This window comes from Caulobacter rhizosphaerae (assembly GCF_010977555.1).
Taxonomy (GTDB): Bacteria; Pseudomonadota; Alphaproteobacteria; order Caulobacterales; family Caulobacteraceae; genus Caulobacter; species Caulobacter rhizosphaerae.
In genome coordinates this window covers 1,091,126-1,103,447 of record NZ_CP048815.1, presented here as the reverse complement: position 1 = coordinate 1,103,447, position 12,322 = coordinate 1,091,126, and the positions used below count along the sequence as shown (strand labels likewise).

Sequence of the window (12,322 nt, the reverse complement as noted above, 5' to 3'; positions counted from 1 at the left end):
CGCATTGCGCAGCTGACACCCAAAAGACCTATTCCCGCCACATTTCCGCATCGGCCGTTGCTTGGATGTGACAGGTCCTAGACATATTGATTACATGACAGCGTCGGCGATTGACGCCTGTCTTTGACGGTTCCAATCCCAGCGGCAACCGGGGACGAAGGTCCGCCGGGAAACCTGAAGCTGACAGGGCGACGGGACGAGCAGCCGATGCGGCCAGGCTCCGAGCGCCCGGAGGGACCGACATGAAATTGCAGATCACCCGCGGGCGCCTGCTCGCGACGACGATGATGGCGGGGGTCGCCACCTTCGCCGCCTTCGCCGCGAACGCTCAGACCGCGTCGACCCCGGCCGCCGCCGCCCAGGCCGCGCCCGCCGACAACGAAGTCGAAGCCGTCGTCGTCACCGGTTCGCTGCTGCGCCGCACCGACACCGCCACCCCCTCGCCGGTCACCGTCCAGACCACCGAGCAGCTGAAGGCCCAGGGCATCACCACGATCGCCGACGCCATCCGCAGCCTGTCGGCCGACAACTCCGGCTCGATCCCCGCCGCCTTCGGCAGCGGCTTCGCCGCCGGCTCCACCGGCGTGTCGCTGCGCGGCCTGTCGGTCAACTCGACCCTGGTGATGATCGACGGCCTGCGCAACGCCAACTACCCGCTGGCCGACGACGGCCAGAAGGCGTTCGTCGACCTGAACTCGATCCCGTTCAACGCGGTCGAGCGCGTCGAGACCCTGAAGGACGGCGCCTCGTCGCTGTACGGCGCCGACGCCATCGGCGGCGTCGTCAACATCATCATGAAGTCCAACTACCAGGGCATGAGCGCCGACGCCTCGTACGGCACCAGCCAGCACGGCGGCGGCGACCAGTTCCGCTTCACCGGCGACGTCGGCTACGGCGACCTGGATACCGACAAGTACAACCTCTACTTCGACGTCGAATATCAGCTGGACAAGGCCATCCGCGGCGACCAGCGCGGCTTCCCGTACAACACCAACGACCTGTCCTCGATCCCCGGCGGCCAGAACAATAACCCGCAGACCGGCGGCAGCACCTTCTACGGCAACATCAAGCCGGCCACGATCACCGGCAACGACCTGACCACCGGCCTGGCCGTCGACGGCAGCCTGTGGCAGCCGCTGCGCACCTGCGCCGCCGACGCGCCGCTGACCTCGCAGACCGACGAAGACGGCGTTCCGATGGGGACCTACTGCGCCCAGAACATCGCCAACTTCGGCGACATCCAGCCCAAGCAGTCGCGCGCGGCGGTCTATGGCCGCTTCACGATCAAGCCGACCGAGCACCTGGAAGCCTATCTGAGCGGCAGCTTCGTCCAGAGCAAGACCTCGGTCCGCGGCACGCCCGTGACCATCTCGTCGAGCACCCCGAACAACCTGTCCAACCTGGTCCTGCCGGTGTGGATCTGCGACACGGGCGTCAACTGCGCCACCGACACCACCGCGGTGAACCGCCGCCTGAACCCGAACAACCCGTTCGCGGCCGACGGCGACTACGCCCTGATCAAGTACCGCTTCAGCGACCTGCCGGCCTCGGCCCGCTACAACAACCGCATGCTGCGGATGGTGGGCGGCGTTAAGGGCGACGTGGCGGACTGGAACTACCAGGCCAACCTGGTGATCGCCCACGACTCGCTGGAAAGCGTGCAGACCGGCTTCCTCAGCTACAAGCAGCTGATGAGCGACATCCAGACGGGGGCCTACAACTTCGTCGACCCGTCGCAGAACAGCGCGGCCGTCCGCAAGGCCCTGTCGCCGGACCTGGCCAAGACCTCGACCACCGACCTGGACTCGATCAACGTCCAGGCCTCGCGTCCGGTCTTCAGCCTGCCGGGCGGCGACGCCCAGCTGGGCCTGGGCGGCGAGTTCCGCTACGAGGCCACCAACGACCCGGCCCTGAACCCGGTCAACGACGCCCAGGGCCTGGGCAACGCCCGCACCGAGGGCAACCGCACGGTCGCCTCGGCCTTCGCCGAACTGGGCATGCCGATCACCGACAAGATCGAAGTCAACGTCTCGGGTCGCTACGACCACTATTCGGACTTCGGCGGCAACTTCTCGCCGAAGATCGGGGTCAAGTTCACGCCGATCAAGACGGTCGCCCTGCGCGGCACGATCTCGAAGGGCTTCCGCGCGCCCAGCTTCTCCGAAGCCGGTAACTCGGCCAGCCAGGGCTTCACGACGTTCTCGTTCAACGCCGACAAGTACGCCGCCTTCCGCGACGCTCACGGCAACAACGAGTACACCAAGGCCTATTCGCTCTCGTCGATCACCACGGCCAATCCGGACCTGGATCCGGAAAAATCGACCAGCTACACGGTCGGCGCGGTCTGGGCCCCGACCCGCAACTTCAGCATCGCGCTGGACTACTACCACATCAAGAAGACCGACGTGATCGCCCAGGCCAGCGCCGGTACGGCCCTGGCCGCCTACTACGCCGGCGAAGCCATCCCGGCCGGCTACGTCGTCACGCCGGACGCGGCCGATCCGGAACACCCGACGGCCCTGCCGCGCGTGCTCTCGGTGGCTTCGCCCTACATCAACGCCGACTCGCTAGTGACCAGCGGTCTGGACCTGAACGTCCAGGCCACCTTCTACCTGCCGGCCGACGTGAAGTGGACCAGCAACCTGGACGCCACCACCCTGTTCGACTTCAAGTACACGCAGGACGGCACGACCTATAACTACGTCGGCAAGGAAGCGCCCTACGTGCTGTCCTCGGGCGCCGGCACCCCGAAGAACCGCCTGTCGTGGACCAACACGTTCGAGCGTGGCCCGATCCACGTCACGGGCGTCATGAGCTACGTCAGCGGCATGCGCGAGATCGACGACAGCTACGACAGCGCCTGCCTCTACGGCGGCGAGGGCTTCAACTGCCGCATCAAGTCGTTCACGACGGTCGACCTGACCGGCGCCTACGACGTGACCGAAAAGGCCACCGTCTATGCCGACGTCATGAACCTGTTCGACACCGGCCCGATGTTCAACCCGGCCAACTACGCCGGCGTGAACTGGAACCCGACCTACTCGCAGTCGGGCATCGTCGGCCGCTACTTCCGGGTGGGCGTCCGCCTGAAGTACTAGGATCTCGCGTACGGGCGCATCCGTGCGCGCCCGATGAGGTGGAAGGGGGTCGTCCGAAAGGACGGCCCCTTTTTCGTTGGGCCTTACGTGCTAGACTCTGTAGGCCTTGCTGATCCGGTAGTAGGCCAGCAGCACCGCGCCGACGATCAGGGGCGGCAGTGTCGCCAGCAGCCAGCCGCCTAGGCCGATCCCAGCCGGCGCGGCGCCCGTGGCGAGGCCGGTCATGATCCCCATCCAGGTCAGACCGACCACGGCCCAGCAGGCGAAGGCGCGGGCCCAGCCCTCCAGTCGCCAGAGGCCCAGGACCAGCCCGCCGGCCATAGCCAAAAGCAAAGCGGTCAGCCCGACCCGCCCGCTCGCGCCGACGCCTTCATCGACCGCGCCGGTCACGGTCCAGATCACGCCGCCGCCCAGCACCAGCAGCACGCAGGACCCGACGCCGTAGGTGATCCGTGACGCCGCTATCCGGGCGCGCCAGGCCTGGGGCGCCCGGTCCCAGATCACGTTGGCGGCGATCACCGCCAGGATGCACGCTCCGCCCAATAGGATCAGGTTGCGCGCCCCGCTGCTCTCGGCGGCCCGCGCGCTGAGGCCTTCGCCAGCGATCCAGAAGAACCCGCCATACAGAAGCGTGGCCACGATCCGCCCCAGCCGGGACCTCAAGAGCCAAGCGTTCGGCACGAGCTGCAGCAGGAAGAACAGCCAGAAGAACCTGCCCAGACGATCCGCGACCGATGGCCAGAGCCGTCCGTCGGCCAGCCACAGCAGGCCCGCCACGATCACGGCGGCGACCATGTGGACACGATAGGGCTTGGCGATGGGTTCGGCGGCGTCGGTCATGCTCGCCAAGGTAGCGCTAGTTTCGCGCGTCGGGGCAAGCCCCAATAATTCCCCCCGCCCCCTCGCCTCCCCTGCTATACGCCCCCATCTCCTCCCCTTTCCGCTCGACAGTTAGACCCCACCGACCATGGCTTCCCCGACTCGCGCCCCTGTCCTGGCCCTCAAGGACGTCCGCCTCGCCGATGGGGCCAAGCCGCTGTTCGACGGCGTCGACCTGGCGCTGGAGCCGCGGGTGCGCGCCTGCCTGGTCGGGCGCAACGGGGCGGGCAAGTCGACCCTGCTGAAGATCCTGGCCAATCAGGGGATCGAGGCCGACAGCGGCGAGCGCGCCGCCCAGCCCGGCGCCAAGATCGTCTATGTCAGCCAGGAGCCGGACATCGTCGGCGACACCCTGCTGGACTACTGCACGGCCGGCGGCGCCGAGGACTACGAAGCCCACGCCACCCTGGCCGACTTCGGCCTGGACTACGCCAAGAGCACCGTGGGCCTGTCGGGCGGCGAGCGGCGCCGCGCGGCCCTGGCCCGGGCGTTCGCCGAGCAGCCCGACGTGCTGCTGCTGGACGAGCCGACCAACCACCTGGACATCTTCGCCATCCAGACCCTGGAGGAAGAGTTAGCAAGCTCCAAGTGCGCGGCCCTGATCGTCAGCCACGACCGCGCCTTCCTCAACCGCGTCACCCAGCGCACCTTCTGGCTGGAGCACCGCAAGGTGCGCCGCCTGGACAAGGGCTTCCACGAATTCGAGGTCTGGAGCGAGCAGGTGCTGGCCGCCGAGGCCGACGAGGAGCGCCGCCTGAACAAGCAGCTGGAGCGCGAGAACGCCTGGCTGGCGCGCGGCGTCCAGGGCCGCCGGGCCCGCAACGAGGGCCGTCGCCGGGCCCTGATGGACCTGCGCGCCCAGAAGCGCGACATCCAGGCCGACAAGCGCGGCAGCATGACCCTGGCCGTGGAGAGCTCGGGCACGTCGGGCAAGAAGGTGGTCGAGGCCAAGCACGTCACCAAGAAATTCGGCGACCGCGTGATCGTCGAGGACTTCTCGACCCGCATCCTGCGCGGCGACCGCGTGGCCTTGGTCGGTCCCAACGGGGCGGGCAAGACCACCCTGGTGCGCATGCTGCTGGGCGAGATCCCGATCGACGCTGGCACGATCAGCCTGGGCACCAACCTGGAGATCTCCTACGTCGACCAGAACCGCATGGCGCTGTCGGAGAAGATGACGCTGTGGGACTTCCTGACCCCCGGCGGCGGCGACTCGATCCTGGTGCGCGGCATCCCCAAGCACGTGGCCGGCTACGCCAAGGAGTTCCTGTTCACCGAGGCCCAGCTGCGCCAGCCGGTCACCAGCCTGTCGGGCGGCGAGCGCAACCGCCTGCTGCTGGCCCGGGCCCTGGCCACCCCCACCAACCTGATGGTGCTGGACGAGCCGACCAACGACCTGGACATGGACACCCTGGACCTGCTGGAAGAGGTGCTGGCCGATTTCGAGGGAACCCTCATCCTGGTCAGCCACGACCGCGACTTCATCGATCGCCTGGCCACCTCGACCATCGCCATGAACGGCCACGGCCGCGTGCTGGAGACCCCCGGCGGCTGGAGCGACCTGATCGACCAGGCCCCCGACTTCTTCAAAGGGGCGCGCGGCGCGGCCGGCGACTTCGCCACCGGCACCGGCTCGCACAAGGCGGTGATCACGCCTTCGGCCCCGCCCCCGCCGAAGAAGACCGTCAAGCTGTCCTACAAAGACCAGCGGCGGCTAGAGGAATGCGAGGCCCTGATCGCCGCCTCGCCGAAGATCATCGCCGACATCGAGGCCCGGCTGGCCGATCCGGGCTTCTACGCCCGCGATCCCAAGGGCTTCGACAAGGTGATGAAGGACCTCGACAAGGCCCGCGCCGACCTGGCCACGGCCGAGGAAGACTGGCTGGCGCTGGAGGAAAAGCGCGAGACGATGGCGTCCTGAGCGCTCGTCCCGTGAGCGGGCGCCAAGCACGTTTTGTCGGTCTATCGACTTAGGAACGCCTCGCACGCCGCCCCGTTGATCTCCCCGCCGGAAGCCTCCGGCGCGATCAGGGAGCGACCACCATGGGCGACGAAACCAACCGCGAAGGTCTGCAACAACAGCCGTCGGACGACCAACGCCGGCAGTCCGATCAGCAGAACCAACAGGGCGAGACCCGCACCCCGCAGCAACAGCGGGACGACGAAGCGCGCAACGCGCCGGGCCAGCAGAACCAGCAGGGCCAGCGCGATCCCCGCCGTGACGGCGAAGGCGTCGAAGGCGAGGGCGTCGATGACCTGAACAATGGCCTGGAGGGCGGCGTCGACACCGGCGCCATCGAGCCCGGCCGCACCGACCAGCCCTGATTCCCAGCGTCCGCGACCAGGCCGCCCCCTCGCCGGGAGCGGCCTTTTTCGTCCTTTCAGAGACCCGTATCCGACCTTAGGAGCACGCCGTGTTTGGTGGCGAACGACTGGCGCGCATCGGCGTCTTCAGCCCTGAATTCCCCGACGCCGAGGCCCTGCACCGCGGCCTGGCCCACTGGAACCACCGCCGCCTGGCGGTCGGGACGCCCGACCCCGACTGGCGCGCCGAGGTCTCGAACGAGGCCCGGATGAAGCGGATCGAGGGCGAGTTCGTCGAGCAGTTCCGCGACCACGTCCTGCCCCTGGTCGCCGACGTCCCGACGCACGCCGACGACTTCGTGGCCTGGTTCGAGCAGCTCGAAGAGACCGGCCCCGGCCAGGACGACCCGCTGTTCGACTGGCTGGAGGGCGCGGCCAGCCTGGAGGACGTCAAGTGGTTCCTGACCCAGGAGGCGGCCGGCGAGGCCGGCTTCGACGACCTGGTGGCCATGACCCAGGTCAAGGTCAGCGACCGCGCCAAGCTGGAGCTGGCCCGCAACTACTGGGACGAGATGGGCCGGGGGACGGCCGGCGGCATGCACGGCCCGATGCTGGTCCGCACGACGGAGGTCCTGGGCCTGGCGCCGACCATCGACTCCACCCTGTGGCAGTCGCTGTGCCTGGCCAACACCATGACCGCCTTCGCCACCACGCGGCGCTACACCTACCAGTCGATCGGCGCCCTGGGGGTGGTCGAGCTGACCGCTCCGGGCCGCGTGGCCTGCGTCGACGCCGGCCTCAAGCGCCTGGGCGTCTCGCCGACGGCCCGCAAGTACTTCGCCCTGCACGCCCAGCTGGACATCGAGCACTCCAAGGCCTGGAACGCCGAGGCCCTGCACCCCCTGGTCAGCGAACGCCCCGACTGCGCCCGCTTCATCGCCGAGGGCGCGGTCATGCGGCTGATCTGCGGCGAGCAGTGCTTCGACACCTACCGCGCCCACCTGTGGGCCCACGCGCACCCGGTGGTCTACGCGGCGGAGTGAGGGTTTGATTTGGGCCCCATCTCCTTCCGGTCGTCATCCCGGGCCTTGTGCCCGGGACCCCTGGTTCAGCTTCTACGTGAGACGCAAGCGGTTCGCCGGCGAACCGCCCCCGCTGCTCCTGCGACCGATAGAGGGGTTCCGGGCACAAGGCCCGGAATGACGGTTGAAGGTGCGTGTTTGTGAGTGAAGCCGCCGTCTACACCACCACCTGCGAACCCATCTCCACCACCCGCCCGGCCGGGATGTGGAAGTAGTCGATGGGATCCGCCGCGTTGCGGACCATCCAGATGAACAGCTTGTCCTGCCACAGCGGCATGCCGACCCCGGGCGAGGCCACCACCGTGCGGCGGCCGACGAAGAACGAGGTCGACATCAGGTCGAAGACCAGGCCCCGACGGCGGCAGCTGCCCAGGGCGCGCGGCACGTTCGGCGTCTCCATGAAGCCGTAGTGGATGGTCACCCGCCGAAAGCCCGGGCCCTCGCCCGCCCCGCCCAGGGACTCGATCTCGACCCGGTCCTTCTCGGCCACCCGCGGCTGGTCGGCGGTGCGCACGGTCATGACCACGTTCTCGGCGTGCAGCACCTTGTTGTGCTTGAGATTGTGCAGCAGGGCCACCGGGGCGACCGACGGGTCCGAGGTCAGGAAGATCGCCGTGCCCGGCACCGGATGCGGCGGCCGGGCCCGCAGGCTGTCGATCAGGTCGGCCAGGGCGATCGAGTCGCGATGGACCTTGCTGTGCAGCAGCTCGCTGCCGGTCCGCCAGGTCCACATCGCCAGGACGATGGCCCCGGCCGCCGCCAGCGGCACCCAGCCGCCGTCGGCGATCTTCAGCGCGTTCGAGCCCAGGAACACCAGGTCCAGGGCCAGGAACGGGGCCAGCACCGCCACGCAGGCCCACAGCGGCCACTTCCAGTGGCGGTGGGCGACCACGAACAGCAGGGCCACGGTCACGACCATGGTCGTGGTCACCGCCACCCCATAGGCCGAGGCCATGTTCGACGAGGTCTTGAACATGAACAGCAGGAACAGCACGCCCACGGCCAGGGCGATGTTGACCTGCGGCACGAAGATCTGGCCGGCCACGGTCTCGCTGGTGCGCTTGATGTCGATCCGCGGCAGCAGGCCCAGCTGCACCGCCTGCTGGGTCACCGAGAAGGCGCCGGTGATCACCGCCTGACTGGCGATGATCGTGGCCGCGGTGGTCAGCAGCATGACCGGCCAGTAGACCGCGTGCGGGATCATGGCGAAGAACGGGTTGTCCATGGCGGCCGGCCGGATCAGGCACAGGGCGCCCTGGCCCAGATAGTTGACCATCAGGCACGGCAGGGCCACCAGCAGCCAGCCGGCCCGGATCGGTCCCTTGCCGAAATGGCCCATGTCGGCGTACAGCGCCTCGGCCCCGGTCACGCACAGGAAGACGCTGCCCAGGATCGTCACCCCCAGCGGGCCGTCGGCGACCAGCAGCTTGACCGCGTAGACCGGGCTGAAGGCCAGCAGGATGTCGGGCCGCTGCAGCACGAACGGCAGGCCCAGCGCCGCCAGGGCCACGAACCACACCAGGGTGATCGGCCCGAAGAACCGCCCCACCACCTCGGTGCCGCGCGACTGCACCGCGAACAGGCCCAGCAGGATCACCGCCGCCAGCGGCAGGACGAACGGCTGGAAGTGGGCCCCGATCACCGGCGCGGTGGTCAGGCCCTCGACCGCCGACAGCACCGAGATCGCCGGGGTGATCAGGCCGTCGCCGTAGAACAGCGCCGCCCCGACGATGCCCAGCAGCACCAGCCAGGCCGAGCGCTTCTTCAAGGCGTTCTGCGCCAATGCTTTCTGGGCGAGCGCCATCAGCGCCAGGGTGCCGCCCTCGCCGCCATTGTCGGCCCGCATGACGATCAGCACGTATTTCAGGGTGACCACCAGGGTCAGGGCCCAGAACACCAGCGACACCACGCCGAACACCGCCAGCCGGGGCTCCACCCCGCCGGCGTGGGCCAGGGCCTCGCGCATGGCGTAGAGCGGGCTGGTGCCGATGTCGCCGAACACCACGCCGATGGCCCCCAGCCACAGGGCGCCGAACCGGGCGGCGCGCGCCGCCGGCGTGGCCGGCTCGGGTGGGGTATGGGCCATGAGGCTGACGTCCATCGAAGGGAGCGACGGCCTACACGCCCGCCGCATAAGGGCGCGATGCGGATTCCAGGCGGGGATATAAGGGAGTCATAAAGACCGGAAGTGGGACGCGCCCTCGCCCCCGGGCTGATCGACCTTCGAGGCCGTGCGTGGTCCTCGTCCTTCGACAAGCTCAGGATGAGGACCATTGATAAGCCGCTAGAAAACCTCATCCTGAGCTTGTCGAAGGACGAGGTTTTCGAAGTCGGCGCGGTCCAGCCGCAGATAGACGCTGTCTACCCAGTGGTCGCCGACCTGCCAGGTGCGCGCCGCCCGGCCGGTCTCTCGAAAGCCTACCTTGGTCAAAAGCGCCAGGCTGGCGGCGTTGGCGGGATCGACGTCGGCGGTCAGGTGGTCGGTGCGTTCGGCGAAGACATGGACGGCGAAGGCCCTCAGGGCCTCGGCGCCATAGCCCAGTCCCCACACCGCGCGGTCCAGCAGGAAGCCGATCTCCGGCGTCCGCCACAGGCCCAGCTTGCCGATCAGCCGCCCCTCGCGCTCGACGATGTAGTCCTCGCCCAGCTCGGCCGGCAGGGCGATCATCCCGGCCAGCCAGTCGCGGGTGGTCTCGATGTCGCGATGCGGCGGCGTCGACCAGTAGCGCATGGCCTGCGCGTCCGACATGATCGCGTGCAGCGGCTGCAGGTCGTCCTCGCGCGGCTTGCGCAGGACCAGGCGGGCGGTGCGGATCTGGCTCATCCGCCCAGATAGCCCGCCGCCAGCCGTTCGGCGATGGCTCCGGCCTCGGCCGGGGTGAAGACCGTGGCGTCCAGGCACAGCTCCAGCCATAGCCCGTCCACCACGGCGGTCAGGCCGATGGCGGCCAGCCGGGCGTCGACCCGCGGGTCGCAGGCGCCCAGCAGTTCCTCCAGCCGCGCCCGGTAGCCGGCATAGGTCCGCCGGTGGATGGCGGCGATGGCCGGGTCGACCTTGACCAGGCTCCAGAAGGCCAGCCAGGTGGCCAGCAGGTCCGGGTCCAGAACCGGCGGGGCGAAGCTGGCGGTCAGATAGGCCGACAGCCGGGCGCGGGGGCCCTCGCCCGCCGCCGCGACCGCCGCCTCCAGCGCCGCGTCGATCCGCGCCCCGGTCGCCTCGTAGGTCGCCGCGACCAGGGCGTCGACGCCGTCGAAATAGTGCCGCAACAGGCCGGGGCTGACCCCCGCCTCGGCGCAGATCGTCCGCACCGACGCCCCGGCCACGCCCTTGGCGGCGAGAATGCGCGCGGCGGCCTCGACCAAGGCCGCGCGGCGGACGTCGGGGGCCTCGCGGGTGAAGGGGGCGCGGGTCATGGTTCTAGCCCACGAGCGCCCATTCCCTTTCGAACCGTCATCCCGGGCCTCGTGCCCGGGACCCCTGGTTCAGCCCGCATGTGAAGCGTCTTGGCGCGCCGGCGCGCCACACCCCCGCACTTGCGGCGGACAGAGGGGTCCCGGGCACAAGGCCCGGGATGACGAACGGTTGGGGCGGGGGAATGGAACGGGGCGAAGCTCACCACCCCTCCGGCGGCCGGGGCAGCCGGGCCTGCGGGATCAGGGCCCGGAGCTTGCGGCCGAAACTCCGCAGCGACACCTCGGTCTCGGCCAGCGGCCCAGCGGTGAAGCTGCGCGACGCCATCCCCTGCTGCACCCGGGCCACCAGCCCCGTGTCCTCGGCGTTGACCTGGCGGTTGATGCGCCAGTTCAGATACCGCGCCGCCTTCATCTCGCGCCGCTCGTCAGGCAGGGCGTAGGCGATCTCGCGGATCATCGTGCGGGTCGGCGAGACCGGGATGAACTGCATGAAGTCCACCTGGTCGGGATAGATGTCGAAGGCCTGGTTGGGCCAGAGCTTGAAATAGGTCCACAGCCGCTTGCGCTCGGGCGGCAGGTGCGGGGCGTCGGGCAGGACGGCCTGGTACATGCGCTCGGAGGGATTGTTCGAGGGCTCCTCGACCAGATGGCCCCACATCTTGTCGACCCAGGTCTGGGCCTCGACGCCGTAGCCGCGCCCGAACAGCCGGGTCAGGCCGGGATGGGCGACCGGGATGTGCAGGCCGTCGGAATAGTTGTCGCTGATGTTCTTCCAGTTGACCTCGCGCGGCCGCAGGGTGACGCGGCCGAACGGGACCATGTCCTCGAAGCGGTAGGGCGCCAGCTCGTGGTTGTAGGGGGCCATCATTTCGGCCACCGACGGGCCGTCACCCTCGAGCCGCACGAAGACGAAGCCGCGATAGACCTCGACCTGCACCGACGCCAGGCCCTGCTTGTCCATCTCCAGGGCGGGGTAGGTCTCGGCGTGGGGCACGCCGATCAGCCGGCCGTCCAGGCCGTAGGTCCAGGCGTGGTAGGGGCAGACGATCCGGCCGCCCCCCTTGCCACATTGCCCGCTTGGCCCGTCCAGCAGCCGGGCCGCCCGGTGGCGGCAGACATTGGCGAACGCCCGCGCCCCGCCGTCCTTCCCGCGCACCACCACGGTGCTCTCGCCCAGGAAGTCGAAGGTGTGGAAGTCGCCGGCCTTCGGGATGTCGTTCAGGTGGCAGACGATCTGCCAGGACGGCCGCAGGACCCTGTCCTGCTCCTCGCGGAAGAAGCGTTCGTTGGCGTAGAGCCAGCCGGGGAGGCCCCAGTCCGCGTCGGGGTCGTGGTTGGGGAGGTTCAGGTCCATCACCAGCCCTCCTTGAAACCGCTCATCCCGGCGAATGCCGGGACCCAGATGGAATAGCGGTGTGGCTGACGCCAAGAGCGCTGCGCTCTTCCAATCAGCCTCTCAGCCATAGGATCTGGGTCCCGGCATTCGCCGGGATGAGCGGATGTTTTGAATGCGGCCGGCGACATGCACATGTGCATGTCCCCATT

General features: G+C 69.1%; 8 protein-coding genes and 2 pseudogenes. 4 read left to right on the top strand and 6 right to left on the bottom strand.

Translation table 11 applies throughout. From position 1 onward, the window contains the following. Nucleotides 1–242: 242 nt before the first annotated feature. Nucleotides 243–3,098, top strand: coding sequence for a TonB-dependent receptor (locus G3M57_RS05060; protein ID WP_056753296.1), 2,856 nt, complete (start codon nt 243–245; stop codon nt 3,096–3,098). 90 nt (nt 3,099–3,188) lie between these two features. Here the strand turns inward: G3M57_RS05060 and G3M57_RS05055 are convergent, their stop codons facing one another. Next, on the bottom strand, nt 3,189–3,938 hold the full coding sequence (locus G3M57_RS05055; protein WP_056753298.1) for a hypothetical protein: 750 nt from the start codon (nt 3,936–3,938) through the stop codon (nt 3,189–3,191). 127 nt (nt 3,939–4,065) lie between these two features. Here G3M57_RS05055 and G3M57_RS05050 point away from each other — a divergent pair, with 127 nt between their 5' ends. From G3M57_RS05050 to G3M57_RS05040, 3 genes are all read left to right on the top strand, one after another. Next, complete coding sequence (locus G3M57_RS05050) at nt 4,066–5,898, top strand: ABC-F family ATP-binding cassette domain-containing protein (protein WP_163229157.1); 1,833 nt, start codon at nt 4,066–4,068, stop codon at nt 5,896–5,898. A 122-nt stretch (nt 5,899–6,020) separates the two neighbouring features. Beyond that, on the top strand, nt 6,021–6,302 hold the full coding sequence (locus tag G3M57_RS05045) for a hypothetical protein (protein ID WP_163229155.1): 282 nt from the start codon (nt 6,021–6,023) through the stop codon (nt 6,300–6,302). An 89-nt stretch (nt 6,303–6,391) separates the two neighbouring features. Further along, a complete protein-coding gene (locus G3M57_RS05040; RefSeq protein WP_188916198.1) occupies nt 6,392–7,324 on the top strand; it encodes an iron-containing redox enzyme family protein in 933 nt (310 codons plus the stop codon). A gap of 196 nt (nt 7,325–7,520) precedes the next feature. On the opposite strand, the gene G3M57_RS05035 is transcribed toward G3M57_RS05040, so the two are convergent. The 5 genes and pseudogenes from G3M57_RS05035 to G3M57_RS05020 all read right to left on the bottom strand — a co-directional run bounded on the left by G3M57_RS05035 (nt 7,521) and on the right by G3M57_RS05020 (nt 12,131). Continuing rightward, a complete protein-coding gene (locus G3M57_RS05035; RefSeq protein WP_163229153.1) occupies nt 7,521–9,449 on the bottom strand; it encodes a potassium transporter Kup in 1,929 nt (642 codons plus the stop codon). 153 nt (nt 9,450–9,602) lie between these two features. Beyond that, nucleotides 9,603–9,707, bottom strand: a pseudogene (locus tag G3M57_RS27890) (hypothetical protein); the annotation flags it as partial. A gap of 126 nt (nt 9,708–9,833) precedes the next feature. Next, nucleotides 9,834–10,112, bottom strand: a pseudogene (locus G3M57_RS27885) (GNAT family N-acetyltransferase); the annotation flags it as partial. 71 nt (nt 10,113–10,183) lie between these two features. Beyond that, entirely contained in the window at nt 10,184–10,777 is a 594-nt protein-coding gene (locus G3M57_RS05025; RefSeq protein ID WP_056753308.1) for a TetR family transcriptional regulator C-terminal domain-containing protein, read from the bottom strand. A gap of 199 nt (nt 10,778–10,976) precedes the next feature. Next, nucleotides 10,977–12,131: an aromatic ring-hydroxylating oxygenase subunit alpha gene (locus G3M57_RS05020; protein ID WP_230983810.1), complete on the bottom strand. Its 1,155-nt coding sequence runs from the start codon at nt 12,129–12,131 to the stop codon at nt 10,977–10,979. Between the last annotated feature and the right edge of the window lie 191 nt (nt 12,132–12,322).